Genomic DNA, 18,339 nt, shown 5'->3' on the forward strand with positions numbered 1-18,339 from the left:
CCTAATATTATTTATAAAAAAATCTCCTACTAAACATTGCTAGCAGGAGATATTTTCATATTTATTAATGTGTTACCGCGGGATCAAAATCTTGTAGACTTGATTGATCTCCATGATAGAAAATTACATCACCATCGATAAGCGGGAAAACATAGCCATATGGATCTGTGAAGCTGTATTTAAAACCTTCCCGTTTCCATTGATTTGTCAACTCTGCATTTATATATTGCAAATGAGGTTTCGATAAGTCTCCATCTTGAATGGACTCGATATCAAAATTAACAATTAGATACCCGTCACGTAAAAAAATAGGATGTGTCTTATTTAACCTGTGAGTGAGACCATAACCTGCTATATCTCTGCCCTCTTCTACTATATAGAGGTCATTTGGTAAGCTGTATTCTCCGTACCATTGCTGCTCCGATGAAATAGCATCATCTTGTGGAACCATAGCATTAGCTGGCACTGAGTTAGCTAATGGGCCTATGAATGTACGTAACTTCCAATGAAGAATCTGATCTCCATAAGGACCAGTGGCATTCTCTTTCTTTGAATAATCTCTTTCAAAATTACGTATAAAGGTATGAATGAACTGATTGTTTTTTTCATTCACATAACCATACTTATCAGCATGACGGTAATAATAGTCTGCTGTGTTATGCAATTGAGAAGTTGGCACGTTTCGCAAAGGTTCATTTAATTTAACCATTCGATACTCTTTATCCTGGCTCGAACCAACCTTCACAAAGTAGTTGGAATCATTATGATAATAAACATCTACTTTTTGTCGATTTTGTCCGTTTTTATCTACAAAATAGAAAGTAGGAGTAATGTGTACACCATCATTCTGCTCCCTCATATCTCCTTTTGTCTTTAGATCAAATTTAAACTGATAGCCTGTTTTGACTGCAACATTCTTATATCCATCTGGATGGCTACCATGACGAATCGGTAATCTAAATGGTTCTGCAAAGGTAGTACGAGGTTGTCCATCAATCATTTTGTCTCCAACCCAATAATGATTACCAGTATGCTCAATTAATCCACTAGTAGTACGGAATACAGATTCCCAATTGTAATCAAGTACATCTGTTACACGAAAATCATATAATCTACCAACTACATCAACTTCTATAGTGTCATAGGCAACGTGGTTCTCCATCACCCCGTTAGGAGTACGATAGGTTAAATTCAAATTGGCATGATGTTCTTCAGGCAATTCAGCTGGAGCATTAATTGCAATGCTACGGAATTTCACTGTATATTCCCCTTCTGGCACCCATACAGGCATAAAGAATGTTACTTCTTTTTGATTTAAAGGAACCTTAATCCATGTTTCCTTGGGATAAAAAGCACTCTTATCAGCTGTATAAACATCAAATGGGAACTTAACTTGTTTCCCATCTGTTTTTGTATACTTAGCATAATCTCGATTGCCATAACCAGGAGCCATTCCTACATCTAAATGTTGTCCTTCTGTAGGTAAAGTAACGGTAAATGGTCTATCTAAGATAAATGCGTGTCTGTCTGTGTCTGCATTTGCAGGAGTAGCTCTATTCGGCGGATCTGTTCTTTGGTCATGTTCCTTATCATCTGAGGCTTTAGCATACATAACAACAGGTGTATGAACAGTAACAGTATTAATCTTGGTAGGTGATGTACCTGTAAACTCTCTGGTACCTCCACTTGTGTTCACTGTATGAATTGTTTCATACCTTGCTGTTATAGAACTTGGTGTTTGCCACTTATTCACTTTAGTCGGCTCAATCTGTAAAGATGATTGTTCTACTTTTACCTGCGGAGCCTTTGGAATAGGTGTTGGCGTTGGAGCATTCTGAGATGCCATACCATTAGGCATCGAAGTATAACCGTCTACATTTACATAGTCATTTTTTACATCTGGAGGACGGCTACCTTTATTAGCTGAACCTTCAAAATCAGGAGATGGAGCAGAAGGCTGCGTCTCCCCACCTTCTATTGTTTCTAATCCTAAGTAAATACTTTGACAATCTTTAGGGAATACATGATCACCTACGCTTGCACTGTGATTAGAGTTAGCTGAGACCCGTTGAAAATTGGGTACAATAACCATCTCATTAGGCAGTGCATAATTTCTAAAGATAGCATCATTAAAGGAATACACAGCTAAATGTCCGATTTGCCAATAAGAAACGCTATAACCATCGCTTACGACTTGTTCTTGGCGAACGTGTTCATATTTGTAGGTATTTGCTGCTTTATCCAGCCATCTAAGTATATAGTCTTTAGTCACTTTAACTTGATAAGTAACCGAACCACTCATACCTTGATACCTATAATCACTTAAATACTTTTCGGATTGTCCCTCTACCTTTAGATATTCAGATGATGGTATTCCATATTTTAAAACATTAAAGATACCACTTTCGGGAGATTCAATTATCTTACCGTTGGGGTCTGCCAACATATTACTTTCTCCCATAGAACCTGAAGCTCCTACACTAACATCTCTTGGACAAGATTCAGTAGGCGGTGGTGACACAGGCGGTGGTCCAGGATCAGTAGGAGTCGTTCCTCCTGGTGGTGGATCCGTTGGCGGTGTAACAGGCGGTGTAGTACCACCTACTGGCTTAATACGAAAATCATATGCATATAAACGCTGACCAGCATCAAATATATAGAAAGGACCAGTTTTTCCTTCCCAAGTTGCTTCTTCTCTATCAAAAGCCCAAGAAGATTGATATATATCATTTACTGCCCAATGGTTACTGTTTAAATGACCTTGATAAGTAGTTGGGTGACATTTCCCTAACCCTGGTTGAGTCCATGGTGCTGTTCCCGTTCCAGTTGGTTTACCTTGGGTAAACTCTGTACAATCTCTAATACTCACTGGATAATGTCTAGGTGTGTACACAGGATACTTTAAAATACCTTGAATTTCCCATCCAGCAGGAGGAGTATAGGCATTTTCACTTTCAAAACCAACTTCTACTCTCCATGTTGGATTACCATTTTGAACATGCCAATTATGCCAATTATTTCTTGCTGTAGTATAGGATGATAGTAACCACCTTAATCTCCCTTGACTATCACTAGATAAAGAACCACCATAAATACCTAGCCCCAGCCTAGCATCTTCTCTTCGATGGACATAGGATTTATCTCCTCCAAGACTATCAATTGTAGGAGCCGCCTCCACTGCTTGCAAATCTCCAAACAGTGGTGATAGCGGTGCCATTAATATTATGCAAAATATAATTAATGACTTTTTAAGCTTTTTCATTAGTAGCTTTTCTTACTCCTCACCGTACATTATTTGAATTAAACGAAGATTTCGTTTTGAAGGAGTTTCATACAAAACATTAGTTGCTTCACGTTTGACATACATCCCAGCACCAACACCGTAATATCCATTACCTTCATTAAGATAACGATAAACTCTAAATTCATCGCCCTTTTTTAATTCACGTACTATTGAATATTTACCATTGTCATCGCGTTTCCAAAGCTCAACAGGACGTTTTATAGTAACTTTTCCTAATTGACCTTTCCAAAGTTCGGTTTTCCCCCACATAACCTTATTCATCAGAGGAAAAGTACCACCAGCCTTGGCTCTTTGCATAGATTCTTCCACTATATCTACGTTATGAAAAAAGTATGCTTTAACTTGACCTTCTTCACGTATTCCGCTCATTGCGAAGTAGTAAATTCCATCACTGTTATATTTTTTGGGTAAATTTACTGCAAGAGCAGCGTAATAATTCGAGTTAGAGAAATCACTAAACTTCATCATCCCCTGTCGAACTATTCCACCTTCTAAAGACCATTTATCTGGCTCTCCTTTAAGAATATAATCTGTTGTAAATATAATTGGAGCTTGTTTTTGTTTGCTGGCTAAATCATTATTGAAAAGTAAGCTTGCATTTACATATTTAGGTTTTTGAATTGACCAATTAACCCACTCTATATTCCATTCTTTCTTCGGTGGATCAACACGAATTAAAAGGGTCCCTTTTCTTTCACCAACGTGGATTTCCTTATTTTCAAAATCAAATTTCAACTGCTCAATTAAATGATTATCTGGAAGATTTTTTGTTGCAGCTTCAACTTGAATTGGTTCTTGTCCAACTCCTTCTACTACTCCACCCAAAATACTCAGAGCTACTGCTCCTACTACTGTCCACTTACCTACTGTTTTTAACATTTTTCATTTCCCCTTTCGATTATCCTAATCTCTTTATAAAGAAATACAACATAACCATTTCTTACCTTAATTATACTATAAAATTCCATTAGGTGCAAGCACTTGCAAGCACTTAAAGAGAGATGTATAATAAATATAAATAAATGAGAATGGAGTAATCGTATGGCTAAAAATAATAAGTTAGTAACTCGTACAAAATTTTCTAATTCACTTAGAAATGATTTGAATCACTCATTGTTAGCATTATCAAAAGAAACAGATATTCCCATGTCAAAGCTATTAGATCAAGCGATTGAATTACTTCTTAAAAAGCATAACTTTTCAAATACTAAAGAATAAGCTGCCTTTTGGTAGTTTTTCTTTAGCTCCTCACTCCTTTCGTCTATTACAAATAAAAAACCCCCACACAAAGTCTCTGTACTATTAAGCACAGTAATTTTGCGTGAGGGTATTCCTCTTTGCCATATTATGTAATTTAATTTCTTTAAGGTGAATCAATATTTGGCTGGTTATTTTTCACCAAATTACATAAATAGCATACTAAAATTTCTCTACTTCGTCAATCACTTCTGCTATCCTATTTTTTACTTACCCACACATGGTTATAAAAAATGTGATGCTTCTAAAATGTAGGAAGGCACCATTCTATTTAAAATATAAAAATATTTTAATACTTATTTACAACCACATCCATCATAACTTTCGGATCCATTAGGTCTTAAAATGTAAAGTGCTGAACAATCTGTTGAAACTGAACAACATTCCCTTTTAGCCTTACAAATGTATTCACTTTTTGTTGTAAATTCTTCTTTTTTGTTATTGTTATCCTTATCCATTTCTATCACCTCCTTTAATAAGATTTTAAGGTGACAATCGGATTTGAACCGATGATGAAGGTTTTGCAGACCTTTGCCTTACCACTTGGCTATGTCACCATTGTAATAACTTTACATTTAATAAAGAGCAATAAACTATAAAAAATTCAAAATAATTTAATATAAATTTACATGATTTCTTTTTGTTTTTAAGGATACATTCTCCTCTTTATAAGGTGTAGGAACAAAAAACCTATACATTATTTCAGAAAGGGGAAAATTTCATGATTTTAGATGGTAAAAGGTTAACCGATCAGAAGGATGTACAATTCGCGTTAAAAGAATTAAAAGAGAAGGAGGATTTTAAGAAAATAGTTGAATCTTTACAAAAAATTACCTCGTTTAATTTAGAGCATTTAGATGTAAAACTGGTTTATATTTTCGATACTCGTTCTTTAATTACTGGAGAATTAGCAACTGGAGAAATGATTATTGTACGTGTTAAAAATAATGTCCAAATTTACTATGTTAAGTATAAAGATCAAAATGGGAACATTTTAGGTGAAGATTACACAATTGAAGTTTCTAATAAAAATGGGTATCTTGAAGTGTACTCTTATATTAATAAAATGGAACATTTAAAGACATTTGAAATTAATGCATTAGAACTATTTGAGAAAAAAATAAATGATAAATTAATTGAAAATAACGATTTTGTTCCGTTTTCAAGTTTTATAGAACAAGATTGGGGGATTCCGTTTTGTCTTATTGGATATAATCATTGTGGTCCGGGTTGTGGTGACGGATTGACTTATGGTGGTGGTATACCTGCAAATGGAGTAGATAATTGCTGCCGTGCTCATGATCGTTGTTGGTCAAGTTTTGGTAATGGTGATCCTTGTTGCGATAAAATATTAGTGGATTGCGCTAAAGCAAATAGCTATTCCGGAACTAATGCAGCTGGTTTAATTGTGGGATGGTTTACTACGAATGCAAACAGATGTTAATTTAAAATAAATTACAGAATAGATCACATCTATAGATAGAGCACTTATAAAAAGTGTTTTATCTGTAGGTGTTTTCATATACATAATATATGGCGATTCTGCAAAGGGTTAGAAATAATAAATAAAATAATAAATTCACACTGTACACCTTTGGTGTTTCAGAACATGATATACATTAATTAATATTTATAAGATGTATTAAGCTGATCTTTGGATATGTCAAGTCAACATATTAACTACTTATAATCGAACAAAGGGGGATGTTCTTTCGATAAAGAAGAAAAATTGTGTACACTCATAGAAATTCAACTTTTTTCAACAAACTTAATAGGATATTTAAATTATTATTTGCTTTTATTTATTTTCATTTTTTAAAATTTTCAGTTACAATATACTTGTAATATTTTACCACGCCTAATACAGAAGGGAGTGAAAGTTTTGCAAAATTTTGTTTATATAACGATAGCCACAATTATTATAGTTACAATTATATCTTCCATACTACGAAAAAAGAATTATTCCAAGTATTGGTTACCAAGTGTTATATTAATAGGGATATCATTTCTAATAGCTTTAATAAGTTTTTTTACATTAGACGGCTGGGCTTCAATGAGTTTTTTGTTTATGTTTATTTCAGTAACTATAGGTTCATTTATTGGTACCGCTATTTCAATGCTAACAAAATTCAAAACAATTTAAATCAAAAAAGCAAAACGTTTTTGCGTTTTGCTTTTTTGACACATTTTTTATACTATGCTTTTGGACTGCAACAACATTTTAAACCATATTCTCTTTCAATAAAATGTTGAAAATTTTTCAAACGTATTGAATAAGTTATTGCTAAGTCTTGATAAAAACATTTTTCGTCTTCTTCACAACAATCAATACATTTTCCAATATTCAATAAGTCTGTCTTTAAATCATTATATTTAATAATATCATCCTCTATTTTTCTCATAAACGAATCTCCAATCTCCCTTATTTTTTTCTAATTGCGTTACGTAAAGTCGCTATTGCTTCTGTTAATTGTTCCAGTTTTATTTCTAAACGGACCAGAAGATAAATAGCGAGTGCAACAGGAAAGCCAAAATTACTTACAATTGTTACCCACATTGGAAAATCAAAATAATCCATGGGAACTCTCCTCTCTTAAGCAAGCTGTATTAGTCCATTACCCTCTTCTAAGTAAGAATTTCCTAGTTTCTTTGCATGTTTAAATAAATAAGAATAACTTAAAAAGGAAGAGATAACAGGATCGTGATGTTCTTTGTGTAAATTTAAAATTAGTGCTAACGCTCCTGACACATAGGGAGCAGCCATTGATGTACCTGATAATAGGGCGTACTGTCCGTTTAAAAATGTAGATAATATTGCCCCTCCGGGTGCTACAAAATCTAAATTTATATTTGTATTTGAATACGAGGACAGTGTTAGGTCTTCATTTATAGAACCGACTTGTATAACCTCCTGGTAGAATCCTGGATAAGATATTTCTTGTGTATCTGGCCTACCGTCACCATCATTTCCGGCTGCTGCTACAATAAGAACACCCTTTTTTCTTGCCTCTTTTATCACCTCATAAAGCTCTTCAAAATGTTGAACTCCACCTAATGACATATTAATAATAGATACTTTTTGGTTCTTAGGACCATTCCATCTAATCGCATAATTAATTGCTTTAATAACATTTTGTAAGTTACCTTTTCCGTTTTTATCAATTGTCTTAAGAACAAGTAATTGGGATTTGGGAGCCACACCAATTATTCCTTGATTATTTTCTCTAGCGGCAATAATCCCTGCAACATGCGTTCCATGTCCACGGTAGTCCATATAAATATTTACATCTCCATTATCATCAGTTGTAAAATTATAACCATCTATTATGGCTTCTTCTAAATCAGGGTGATTAAAATCGCATCCAGTATCAATTACAGCAACTATAATACTTTCTCCTTTATTACTCTTTTCCCATGCTTCTCTTGTTTTAATAAGATCAATTCCATATGGTATTCTCTCAAGTTTATTAACGATAGATTTAACTTGATAGGGTGATTCTACTATTTTTTCCATATAAATTCTCACCTCCAAATGTTTATATATAAAAGTGAAATAAGTAGTATAATATTAAAAAGATGGCACTTTATAAGTGCCATCTTTTTAAATAAACTCTTTGGTATATTTCTCTTTTGAAAAGCCAATAATTTTCTTTTCCGTCTGTGCATTTTCATCTGTTATGATTAATAATGGAATACCAGGAGAGTTATACCCCTTAAACTCATTGAAATTACTTAGTTCTTTAGTATCCTTCATTGTGAAAGGCATATTTTTTTCAGTAAGCCAACCTTTAGCTTCTCTGCAAAAACTACATTCATCATTCCCGTATAAAACTATATTATTTTTCATATGTTTTCCTCCCCTTCTTATAAATTAAAGTGAATCATCTGCTTTAAAAATAAAAAACTAAATATAAAAAGTTTCAAAATTTACTTCATCAGTATTATAAGATAGAATATAAAGAAATGGGAACATACATTCTTTTTTTATACATTTTTTTGATTATTCCTTCCAATCTTTCTCTTTTATAGATAAAGGAGGAATTATGTTGATGAATAAAATACATGACTTCTATCTTAAAAACAAAAAGAAAATGAGCGAACCAATTATTAAGAATTTTTTGAAAGATAAAAAAATAAATTGTTGTTTAACAAAGCTATACAAGAGCCGACTAGTTACAATGAGGAAAAATTAAATACATCATTCGCTAGATATTATCGTAAAGTAAAAATTATTAATTACATTAGTAACTTAATATACTACTACTCAATTGATTTTGATAAAAAATTATCTAAAAATTCTAGTCGACAGTTACTGATATTGGATTCTTCGACAAAGTCGGATGGAAATGACTTAAACTCAGTGAATAAAGATTTCTTATTAACTTCAAAAGAAGATTTAACGTATAAATCATTTAATAATAACAACAGTATTAAGGAGCAAATTATCAATCAAAACATATATTATGCATTATCTCATTTATCACCAAAGCAATTGAAGATTTTAGATTTAATATATAGTTATAATTGCTCCAATAAAGAAGTCGCAAAAATACTAAATGAATCTGAACAAACTATTTCTTACAATCACAAAAAAGCAATTGAAAAGTTAAGAAATCGAATCAATAAAGAGAGGAAGATTCAATGAAAGAGCCTAATTGTTGTTATACAGATGAAATCTTATATCTTGAATTAATAAAAGAGTTTAGGCCGAAAATAAAAAAGAGTTTACAAAATACTCCTGTTCAGGAAAGAGAGGATTTGGAACAAGAGATAATGATAAAAATTTATGAAAAAATGAATTTTATCCAAAGCCTTAAGGCTCCAAACTTTTTTGAGTTTATTGAAGAAAATAACTATAAAAATACTGAGAACGACTAATTACGTAATATATCACAATAGGAAAGTGATTTCTTGTCAAATTATATTTGTAAATTAAATATCCCTCCATTATCGAAAGTTTGGCCTGCCACACTAACTAATAAGATTTAGATTAGTAAGGATTCTTATAGAATCACCTAAGAGACAGCATAAAATATTAAAAAGTTCTAAACCAAATCTTTTATTACAGTCAGATTGGCCATTCTTTCTTAAACTATTTACTTTCCATTTCATTTTCAAAATTAAAAAATCACCTTACCCAACACTGGATAAGATGATTAATGTATTTTACTAGGTATACAACACTGTCATAACTCTTGTTCTCTGTAATTGAGACATCATCTTCTTTCCACCTTTTATGTTATATTCTCGAATAATTACAGGAATTTATTCACTAATTCTTTAAGTGGTTACATTAATTCTTTATGTTTAGCCATTACAATCATTTCAAACGGTTTAAAAAAAAAGGGACATATATAGGTTTCTATAACAATGAAAACTTAATGACAGTTGATAGTGTTCTCCCCCCTTCTTGAATAAGAAAATAAGGCACTACTTAATCTCTGAAGTCCCTAATTGGCACTTCTCTTATTGTTTTTTTAATCTACTTACTTCGAAAAAATTAGAAATGACCACTCCAATCAAACCACCAATTATAGCCGTACTAATTGCTGATAGCACAAATACTATTACAGGAGGATTGCGATCAATTAATATATATATCGTAAAAAAGATTCCAAGAATGGAGCAGACAGTAGCATATAGATAATGCCGCTTGACGGATTTAATGGTTGACCGATTATCCAATGGAACGACCTCCTTTTATCTAAGAGACAACATAACTATGATAAAGATCTAAACCCAATCGTTTATAATATTCAAATTGGTCATTCCTTCTTAAATCATTAACTTTCTTTAATATTGTTCCATGCGTTCTACCCAGAACTCTCGATATACTATCCTTTTTAGTAACTTCCCATATGGAACATATGTAAGCGAGCTCTTCTTCTGTAAACGGTTTTCCATGGTTTTCGTGGAAGCTTGAATTATATTTCATTCTATAGTTTGATAACGTATATTCAAACCCATTTAACATATAAGATCTAGTCAAAATAAATCACCCTTTCTAATTAACTCAATGGATATAATGAAGTCGTATTCACTTCTCATTAAAGGAGAAATGAATACGAACATCAATCGAAATTATTTAGTTTTTCAAGAAAGTGAACTTAGTAAGCTCCCGCTTCACTTTGTATCCTCCGCCAACATGTAAATATTCATCATCTGCTCGATAAATTCGATATTTCTCTCCGGCTTTTAAGGTTCTTTCAGCTGTACCATCTGGTTTGTACAAAGTCATTGGCTTATTAACTGTCATCCAGCCAAACACATAAGTCACTCCGTCTTGTACCTCAATAAACTCTCCGCCTCCGATAGAATAACGTTTATTATCATAGGAATAAACTTTATATTGTTGTCCCTTTTTAATAGTTCGGATGAAACGACCATTCTTATCATAAACATTCACACTATCTTTCCTTACTTCCCCTTTGCCAATATGGACAGTAATTGCCTTAGATGGAGCAGCATAGAATCCATCCGCTAATTTGTAGTAGCCTTTAAACGTATCATACACGAGATGTAGAGAACCTTTATCGGCTTTCCCACTCCGAATTAAGTTTCCGTCTTTGTCTAGCTTAAATAAGGATAAATCTTCATTTGCTTTCATCGTTGCAACTGACATTCCATGTATATTAGGTAAAACAGTATTAGGGATAGCTAAATCCTTATAAACCGAAACTTTTACTGTATTCGTTTCTAGGTTAGTACCGTTGGCTACGAAAACGCCTTTTAATATATACTCTCCGTCTTTACCGAACACTAGATCACGATCTACTTCAATGACGCCTTTATCCATTTTTCCTAAGTCTATTTCAACTACTTTTCCATTGGCTCCGATAATTTGAACACCTGGGTTCGCTGTGAGATTAGTTGCTGCTCCAAGTCCTCTAGTTCCTGCTGAATTGGCATGAATATATAGTTTAGAACCATTCAATAAATCTTTCGCATGAATCTTGATTTTCACTTTAAGTTCTGATGTTTCAGATACTTCAATTTGAGGAATTTCCATCACAACAGCCGCATACTTATTTTCAACTACCATTACCTTTTCTGAAGGTTTAGGAAGAACAATCTCCACAGGTTTTTCAATAGGTTTGTTCACTACTGGAGGTTCTGTTACTGGCGGTTGTGGTTTCGGCTGAATGGATTTCCATAATGTCTCCATTTCCGCTAATGCGTCGTTTTTCCACTGGCTGTCTACTACCAAATTAATCTTCTCCTTAGCAAACTCAATGGTTGTCTTTGTAGGATTTTTCTTTGCCTGATTCATTGCATTTATTGCATCAATTACGGCTTGAATTTGCTCTTTCGTTAGTTGTCCAACCTCATCCGTGATTGCACCAACAGCACCCTTATATGAGTCAAAATCACCCTCCACTAGATTTTCAAATCCAGCATTGATCCAGTCAGTATAATCGCTACTACCTGGAGCAGTAATAACATGCTCTAAGTATGCTCCTCCTACGCGAGTTTGGAATCTTGACTTTAATTGGCCATCTTCTAATTTGATTAACTCTGCTTGTGCAAGAGCTACTGTTTCATCTGTAGGTTCTACAATTGCCGTTAAGACTTGGGCGAAGGATTTAGCCATTTGTTCAAGATATGCTTTGTCACTAGTAGTGACAAGTTCAACTTCCTCGAAAGCCTTTCTCACATTGTCTTTGTTAAAGTATTGTTCAGTTGTAAATAATTGATTAAGTGCAGCGAATACTTGAAGCATATTCTCCTTCATGACAGATTCTTCTAGCTGAGTAACCATTTCAGATAGTTTGTTACGATCGGCTTGGGTTAAATCTAATTTGGTTTTCTTCACTTGATTAACCACATTTACTACTTGTTGAATAGCTTCCTTAGTTAAAGGAGAAATATAGTCAATTAAATTTTCCTGGTATTGTTCTTCTAAAGAACTATCCACATTATCAAAGCCACCAATAATTAACTTTTCAACTGTAACATCAGTAGGATTTTTAATAATATCCTCTATTACCAGATCCCTTATCTTATTTAGCAAATCATCTTTTAAGGAACCATCAGGTAATTTGTTAATTGCCTCAATAGCTTTTTTAATATCTTCACTGTTGCCTGATTCTAGGGCATTTTCAACCGCATTTACTGCATCGATAGCGTTTTGAACATCCTCAAATGTTAGATTGCCTCCTAAATCATCCTTCAACTTGGTTAAAGCATCTTGATACTCTTTTTCAAGAGCTGGATTCACGTTATCTAGTCCTAGGTTAATTAAATCATCAGCTGTAACTTTATCTGGATTCAGAATAATACTATCCATTACCTCAACATTTAAAGCAGAGAGCAGACTTTTTCTTAATTCTCCGTTTTCAAGTGTTCGTACAGCCTGTAATGCTTGTTGTACATTCCCTGTAGTAGAACTATCCATAGCAATTTCTACTTTGTCAGTAACTGAGATTACTAAAGCTACTTCGGTGAGTGAGAAATTTGTTCCCCTAGTATCCTGAATGTATTTGGCCATATTGGTGTTATAAGCGTTTAGGTTACTTTCATTAATAGAAGTTTCTAATCGGTTATAATCATCTTTCTCTTGTGTAGAAGGACTAGCGATTAAATAAACTAGCGCCACGTCATCTACAAGCTCTGACATTTTAGTTTTAAAGCTACCATTTTCTAACGTTTGAACAACTTTTTCATACTTTAAAACATTCGGTTTAGAAGGCTCATTTATAGCTTTTTGGTAGGCTGCCCATACAGCATCCACAAGATCAATTAGTTCCTGAAGTTGTTCTTTTGATACAGGTTTAGGCATACCTGGTAAGACATCGTTCAGATATTCGATATAGGAATCGATTAATTTACTGTCCGTATCTAAGTTAGCAAAATCAAGTAACTCTTCTGTAATGGCACCCGGATCGTTCACGATGTATTCAATAGTTATATCCTCTAACTCCTGTAATAGCTTGTCTTTCAAAGTACCACCGTCTAGATTATTTACTACGTCATGTGCATTACGGATAGTTTCTGCAGAAGGATTTGTTTTAGCATCTTCCACGCCATTGATAGCATCAATTATCTTTTGAATATCTTCTACCGTTAGATTATTCGGCTTATGTTCTTTAGCGTATTCTTCTAGGGCTTCTTGGTACTGTGGAAGACGTTCAGTTAGTACATCTTCAATTCCAATGTTCTCTAATTGTTTTTCCGTTACATTTGTAAAGTCACCATTTATTTTATCTAATATGGAGCCATTCACTGCCTGCTTAGTGTCTTTTACAATTTGTGCATTAGAATCTAAACCAGCTAACAGGTCATTTACTCGTTGAATGTTCTCATCTGTTGGATTCTCTTTAACTTGTTCTACTGCATTTACAACATTGATAATTAGCTGCAGCACTGCTTTAGTAATATCTTCTTTAGCAACATCCCTTAGGTAACCTTCTAAGAAGTCTTGGTAAAGTGGAATGTGATTTACATCATAATTCACACCAATAGTATCTAAGGCAGGAGCAGTCATAGAAGAAGGACTATGAACTACCATAGCTAAGTTCATCTCAGGACGCTTATCTTCTTTACTAGATTTATAGTTCCCATCTACAAGGGCTTTAACAGCATTTTCATAATCTGTGAGTTTAATTTGGGTTAGTTCTTTTTTGAATTGACCGGTAACATCTACTACATTGTCTACAGATTTGATAACCTGTTCTAATAATGATTTCGTTAGTGAGCCTTGAACTGCTATAACATCTGCTAAATAAACTTGGTACTCTCCTTCTAGCTCTGCATTAATAGAAATGTCTAAGAAGTTTTCTAAAAGGTCCTCTGTAAGTCTAGTCGGATTTAACTCGATGCTTTTTAAGAAACCACTCTCAACATCTTTTAAGAAACCATCTTTTACTTCCCCGTCCTCTAGTTGATTAATTAAGTCTAGGGCAGCTTTCCAATCGTTTATCTCATTCGTCTTTTGTGCTTGATCCAACGCATTTACAACATCAATAACTAATTGAATATCCTCCGCTGACAGGTCTCCCTTTTCCGTTAAATATTCTGCTAGTTTGTTGTTATATTCTGATACCAGGTTTTCTTGAACATCTTTCATTCCAGCTGTTTCATAGTCTGACTTAGTTGCACTGTCTAAATTGCCTTTCAAATAATCTAACGCATTTCCAGATATAGCTTTATAGAAAGTTTCTTTTACTTTACCCTCGGCCAAAACATCAACCTTAGGTTTTACTAGTAACCATTCATCAGGATTATTTGTTTTCTTTAATCCTTCTATAGCAATATAAGCCTCTAATAATACTTCGTGTTCAGACTTAGTGAAGTCTTGACGGTCTTTTTTAATATCCTGCTCATATCCGCTAAGAGTAGATTCATATTCTGCAGGTGTGCCTGGCAACTTAATAACATAATCGTCACTAGATAAGTCTGCTGTTGAACCAAACGGATCCTCTGCTTTTACTGTAATCGTGTAAACTCCAGCTGAGAGTTCTTCCTTACCAAAACTAATAGACCAAGGATCTTCTTCTCCTGTTGTTGGGATAACAATAGATTTAGAGATATTATTTAATGTCACAGTAACCGTAACATTTTCTTTATCTTCGTCTTTTACAGTACCTTCGATAAGAACGGAATCCTCTTTCCCTACTACCTTTGTTTCTGCGTCTTTAAATGTAAGGACAGGTGCAAAAGAACTCACTTCGATTTCAAAAGAGATTTCCTTCGATGTACTGTATTTGTCGCTTGCTGTAATGCTAATAGTTGCTTTCCCTTGTTTTAGAGCCTCTACCTCTAAAGTTGAATCCGTTACCTTAACACCTACTTCACTAGGATTATTAGAAGTGACAGTATACGTTAACTTGTCCCCTTCTGTATCCTCGAATAACGTTGATAAATCAATCGTTTCTATTTTAAATTTAGCCAGCGTTTTATTGTCTACCTTACTTAAAATAGCAGGAGTATGATTTACATGGAATGAAACAGTTTCAACTGTTACATTTCCGGCTTCGTCTGTAGCTTTCACCGTATAAATATAGGAACCACTCTCTTTAATGGTTGTGCCCGTAAATGATTCGCCATTTATAGTCACTTCCGAAGTGAATTTATTTTGTTCTTGTACTTCGAAGCTAAGAGTAACTTCATTTACATAAGTCTCACCATCCACTACCCCTTCAATTTTAATCACTGGTGCCACAGAATCTACATTGGATATAGTAAGAGTGCTCTCTTCTGAATAGTTTCCGGCTCTATCTTTTGCTCGAGCAAAGACTTCTGTATTAGTCGATACTTTAATTGGACCAGTGTATTCTCTCCAGGTGCCCTCTGCTCCTAATTTATACTGTTTCTCATGAGCATCATTTGGATATTCAATAGTAACAGTCACTTCTTTATTGGTTGGAGCAGTATTGTCTACTGAAATAATTGGCTTGTCAGGTTTCTCAAAATCTAGGTTAGAAACAGTGACAAATTCAATGCTTTCATTTCCTGCTGCATCTTTTGCATAGACGGTATACGTATCATTTTCGCTTACCATAAATTTATCATTTTCAATAGCCGTGCCATTTATATGGAAATAGCTTATTTCTTGTGTCCCTTTTGCCCATTTCTTCTCAACTACCGGGCTTCCGTCTGTGACTAACACATCAACATGTATTTCTGTATTAATTGGATCTATTGTCTCTGGAGTTAGAGTAATTACAGGTGCGTCACTGTCAATATTTGTGATATTTACCTCTGTTATTTCAGAAACATTACCAGCAGCATCTTGGGCTCTTGCAGAAACTTTTGTATTTTGAATTAATGGAATCTTCTCTGTGTATGAATTCCACTCTCCATCCCCCAATTTATATTCTTTTACAGCAGCATCATTTGGATAAGTAATTTCAACTATTACCCCTTCTGATGTTAGTTCTTGGTTATCTATTTTAATTTGTGGTTTTTCAGGAGCAGTAAAATCGATATTGACTGGATTTGGAATAGTAGATTTAGTAATTGCTCCATTAGAATCTACGGCTCTAACTTCTATATTGGAGAATGTACCTTCTCCAATTTCATCTACATTCCATTCAAGTTTGTAGGAACCTGTCCCTGTGATAACCGACGACTTAGTAATTCCATTAATAGTAACAGTTACAGTAACTTCATCCCCATCTAAGTCCTCTATTGAACCAGAAAGTATAACCTTTTCTCCATGTTTATAATTAATTTTATTTAACGGCTCTAATTGAACTGTTGGTGCTTGGTTAGAAGTTCGTACACTTTTAACTTTGACATTTGGTTTTAAATACATAGTTGGTCTCAGATAAGCTGCAGGATAGATGGTATCTGATGTTCTTTTTGAAGCTGTTTCAGATATATATCTACTTGAATCAACTCGAGCTCTAAATCCATGATTGTCAATACCGTATCCACTATACTGATAAACATCTCTTAACCAAAACATAAATCTCTCATCCGAATTTATAGTTAATAAATTCCCATATCTCCTAAACTCTTCTACTGACATTAAACCAAATCTAGCATTGGAAGTAATCGTACTTGCAGTAGTTTGTTTAAAAGCAGGAGTTTCCCATGTACTTAGATTTATTTGGCCCATATAAGGTCCCATTTCTTCAGCAAAACGAGTGATTGTATAATATCCTGGGCTTTCAATTTGCTGATAAGTAGGAGATCCTAGACTATAGGTTTCAGAATAATAACCTGGTTCAAAAAGTTGAGGAGCTACATAATAATTTTGCTGGAATATTTTTTCCGCAATCAAATAGCGGGATTGCGGGTCTAATACTATCCAAGTCTTACCTGCAAACTCTATTACATCACCAGCTTCAAAATTTTCTATTTCTTTATTATAACTAGGGTTTATATATGGTTCATCTACGGATTTATATGATGCTAGCTCTAGAGTGCTAGTTGGATTTAAATACATAACTGGAATAACCCCATAAAATCTATTCTGAGAAGGATCTTGCCCTGATGATGCATCTACTCTTGAGTAATAACCAACACCAATAGTTGTATTATTTGTACTAGTGGTTAGTGTCCACATTCCAGAAAAGTCTTCTGTACTTAGTACTCCTGTTTCAGGATTAAAGTGCTTACTGTATTTCTCCCATTCTGTAGCTGTAAGTAATCCGACTTTGGATGAAACTTTACGTGAAGCTTCATTATTGCGTGGCCCTATATTCCATTGCGTACTTTGTACCTGTGCTTTTTCAGCTTCAGTCAATATAGCCATCTGGCCAAAGTAATATTCATTTAACGTTTTTCCTAATCCATTCGATATATTGTAGAAATTGTTAGTTCTGGAATCACCAAAAGACCAATTTTTAAATAAAAATGATTTTTTAATGATCATTCCCTTAGAAGGATCTAATACTATCCAATCTTGTTTACCAAACTTAACTATATCGCCAGCTTTGAGAGTATTAATCACTACTTGTTGTCCAATTTGATTTGGTTCTGCTGCAAATGCTTTATTATCTCCTTCACCCTGAATAATTAACTCTAATCCCCCACTAGTCCCTAAACTTGCGACTACTGCAGTGGTCATAATCACTTTTCCAGGAGTAGAATTTATTACATTAAATGGAGTAATTAATTTTTCTTTTTTCTGTTTATTTACTTTCATCGTTAATTCCCCTCATCTTTTTCTTATTTATATATTTATTGAATTCAACATTACCTAGTAAAACTGCTCCAATTAGAAATAAAATTGCCCCCATATAGGTGAGTTGAAAACTTAGGGAAATCAGCGAAAGGCAAACCGATAAACCTAAAACAATAGTGGCCTTATTTTCTTTTATCATTTGTAC

General features: G+C 33.8%; 16 protein-coding genes and 1 tRNA gene. 5 read left to right on the forward strand and 12 right to left on the reverse strand.

What is annotated here, in order from left to right:
• Positions 1 to 64: 64 nt before the first annotated feature.
• The gene (locus M3627_RS08955; RefSeq protein ID WP_251554910.1) at positions 65 to 3,262 is read right to left on the reverse strand and encodes a DUF5704 domain-containing protein; all 3,198 of its coding nucleotides are present in this window, start codon (positions 3,260 to 3,262) and stop codon (positions 65 to 67) included.
• A 12-nt stretch (positions 3,263 to 3,274) separates the two neighbouring features.
• Positions 3,275 to 4,183 carry a hypothetical protein gene (locus M3627_RS08960; RefSeq protein ID WP_251554911.1) on the reverse strand — a complete coding sequence of 303 codons (909 nt, stop codon included), beginning with the start codon at positions 4,181 to 4,183 and terminating at the stop codon, positions 3,275 to 3,277.
• 162 nt (positions 4,184 to 4,345) lie between these two features.
• Between M3627_RS08960 and M3627_RS08965 the strand changes: the two genes are divergently transcribed.
• A complete protein-coding gene (locus M3627_RS08965; RefSeq protein ID WP_251554913.1) occupies positions 4,346 to 4,522 on the forward strand; it encodes a ribbon-helix-helix domain-containing protein in 177 nt (58 codons plus the stop codon).
• A gap of 335 nt (positions 4,523 to 4,857) precedes the next feature.
• Here the strand turns inward: M3627_RS08965 and M3627_RS08970 are convergent, their stop codons facing one another.
• Positions 4,858 to 5,019 (reverse strand): hypothetical protein, encoded by a 162-nt coding sequence (locus M3627_RS08970; protein ID WP_251554915.1) that lies wholly within the window; start codon positions 5,017 to 5,019, stop codon positions 4,858 to 4,860.
• 28 nt (positions 5,020 to 5,047) lie between these two features.
• Positions 5,048 to 5,118 (reverse strand) — tRNA-Cys (locus tag M3627_RS08975).
• 164 nt (positions 5,119 to 5,282) lie between these two features.
• Here M3627_RS08975 and M3627_RS08980 point away from each other — a divergent pair.
• Together M3627_RS08980 and M3627_RS21050 are read left to right on the forward strand one after the other, a co-directional pair.
• Complete coding sequence (locus M3627_RS08980) at positions 5,283 to 6,005, forward strand: phospholipase A2 family protein (protein WP_251554917.1); 723 nt, start codon at positions 5,283 to 5,285, stop codon at positions 6,003 to 6,005.
• A gap of 429 nt (positions 6,006 to 6,434) precedes the next feature.
• A complete protein-coding gene (locus M3627_RS21050; RefSeq protein WP_353056458.1) occupies positions 6,435 to 6,704 on the forward strand; it encodes a YesK family protein in 270 nt (89 codons plus the stop codon).
• A 52-nt stretch (positions 6,705 to 6,756) separates the two neighbouring features.
• Here the strand turns inward: M3627_RS21050 and M3627_RS08985 are convergent, their stop codons facing one another.
• The 4 genes from M3627_RS08985 to M3627_RS09000 all read right to left on the reverse strand — a co-directional run bounded on the left by M3627_RS08985 (position 6,757) and on the right by M3627_RS09000 (position 8,408).
• On the reverse strand, positions 6,757 to 6,963 hold the full coding sequence (locus tag M3627_RS08985; protein ID WP_251554918.1) for a hypothetical protein: 207 nt from the start codon (positions 6,961 to 6,963) through the stop codon (positions 6,757 to 6,759).
• 20 nt (positions 6,964 to 6,983) lie between these two features.
• Positions 6,984 to 7,139, reverse strand: coding sequence for a YvrJ family protein (locus M3627_RS08990; RefSeq protein ID WP_251554919.1), 156 nt, complete (start codon positions 7,137 to 7,139; stop codon positions 6,984 to 6,986).
• Positions 7,140 to 7,154: 15 nt separating this feature from the next.
• Positions 7,155 to 8,075, reverse strand: a complete 921-nt coding sequence (locus M3627_RS08995; protein WP_251554920.1) for a S8 family peptidase — start codon at positions 8,073 to 8,075, stop codon at positions 7,155 to 7,157.
• 87 nt (positions 8,076 to 8,162) lie between these two features.
• Entirely contained in the window at positions 8,163 to 8,408 is a 246-nt protein-coding gene (locus tag M3627_RS09000) for a thioredoxin domain-containing protein (protein WP_251554921.1), read from the reverse strand.
• Positions 8,409 to 8,699: 291 nt separating this feature from the next.
• On the opposite strand from M3627_RS09000, the gene M3627_RS09005 reads away from it, so the two are divergent.
• Positions 8,700 to 9,206, forward strand: a complete 507-nt coding sequence (locus M3627_RS09005) for a sigma-70 family RNA polymerase sigma factor (protein WP_251554922.1) — start codon at positions 8,700 to 8,702, stop codon at positions 9,204 to 9,206.
• Entirely contained in the window at positions 9,203 to 9,439 is a 237-nt protein-coding gene (locus M3627_RS09010; RefSeq protein ID WP_251554927.1) for a hypothetical protein, read from the forward strand. The genes M3627_RS09005 and M3627_RS09010 overlap by 4 nt, the downstream gene beginning before the upstream one ends.
• Positions 9,440 to 10,027: 588 nt before the next feature.
• Here the strand turns inward: M3627_RS09010 and M3627_RS09015 are convergent.
• The 4 genes from M3627_RS09015 to M3627_RS09030 all read right to left on the reverse strand — a co-directional run bounded on the left by M3627_RS09015 (position 10,028) and on the right by M3627_RS09030 (position 18,333).
• Complete coding sequence (locus tag M3627_RS09015; RefSeq protein WP_251554929.1) at positions 10,028 to 10,246, reverse strand: hypothetical protein; 219 nt, start codon at positions 10,244 to 10,246, stop codon at positions 10,028 to 10,030.
• Between the two features lie 19 nt (positions 10,247 to 10,265).
• Positions 10,266 to 10,550, reverse strand: coding sequence for a DNA-entry nuclease (locus M3627_RS09020; RefSeq protein WP_251554931.1), 285 nt, complete (start codon positions 10,548 to 10,550; stop codon positions 10,266 to 10,268).
• Between the two features lie 96 nt (positions 10,551 to 10,646).
• A complete protein-coding gene (locus tag M3627_RS09025; RefSeq protein WP_251554941.1) occupies positions 10,647 to 18,155 on the reverse strand; it encodes a hypothetical protein in 7,509 nt (2,502 codons plus the stop codon).
• Positions 18,142 to 18,333 (reverse strand): hypothetical protein, encoded by a 192-nt coding sequence (locus M3627_RS09030; RefSeq protein ID WP_251554943.1) that lies wholly within the window; start codon positions 18,331 to 18,333, stop codon positions 18,142 to 18,144. Before M3627_RS09030 ends, M3627_RS09025 begins: the two co-directional genes overlap by 14 nt.
• Between the last annotated feature and the right edge of the window lie 6 nt (positions 18,334 to 18,339).

It is taken from the genome of Psychrobacillus sp. MER TA 171 (assembly GCF_023713305.1).
GTDB lineage: Bacteria > Bacillota > Bacilli > Bacillales_A > Planococcaceae > Psychrobacillus.

Coding starts and splice junctions, on each gene's coding strand:
- M3627_RS08955 (WP_251554910.1), bottom strand. CDS start 3,262: ATGAAAAAGCTTAAAAAGTCATTAATTATATTTTGCATAATATTAATG.
- M3627_RS08960 (WP_251554911.1), bottom strand. CDS start 4,183: ATGTTAAAAACAGTAGGTAAGTGGACAGTAGTAGGAGCAGTAGCTCTG.
- M3627_RS08965 (WP_251554913.1), top strand. CDS start 4,346: ATGGCTAAAAATAATAAGTTAGTAACTCGTACAAAATTTTCTAATTCA.
- M3627_RS08970 (WP_251554915.1), bottom strand. CDS start 5,019: ATGGATAAGGATAACAATAACAAAAAAGAAGAATTTACAACAAAAAGT.
- M3627_RS08980 (WP_251554917.1), top strand. CDS start 5,283: ATGATTTTAGATGGTAAAAGGTTAACCGATCAGAAGGATGTACAATTC.
- M3627_RS08985 (WP_251554918.1), bottom strand. CDS start 6,963: ATGAGAAAAATAGAGGATGATATTATTAAATATAATGATTTAAAGACA.
- M3627_RS08990 (WP_251554919.1), bottom strand. CDS start 7,139: ATGGATTATTTTGATTTTCCAATGTGGGTAACAATTGTAAGTAATTTT.
- M3627_RS08995 (WP_251554920.1), bottom strand. CDS start 8,075: ATGGAAAAAATAGTAGAATCACCCTATCAAGTTAAATCTATCGTTAAT.
- M3627_RS09000 (WP_251554921.1), bottom strand. CDS start 8,408: ATGAAAAATAATATAGTTTTATACGGGAATGATGAATGTAGTTTTTGC.
- M3627_RS09010 (WP_251554927.1), top strand. CDS start 9,203: ATGAAAGAGCCTAATTGTTGTTATACAGATGAAATCTTATATCTTGAA.
- M3627_RS09025 (WP_251554941.1), bottom strand. CDS start 18,155: ATGAAAGTAAATAAACAGAAAAAAGAAAAATTAATTACTCCATTTAAT.
- M3627_RS09030 (WP_251554943.1), bottom strand. CDS start 18,333: ATGATAAAAGAAAATAAGGCCACTATTGTTTTAGGTTTATCGGTTTGC.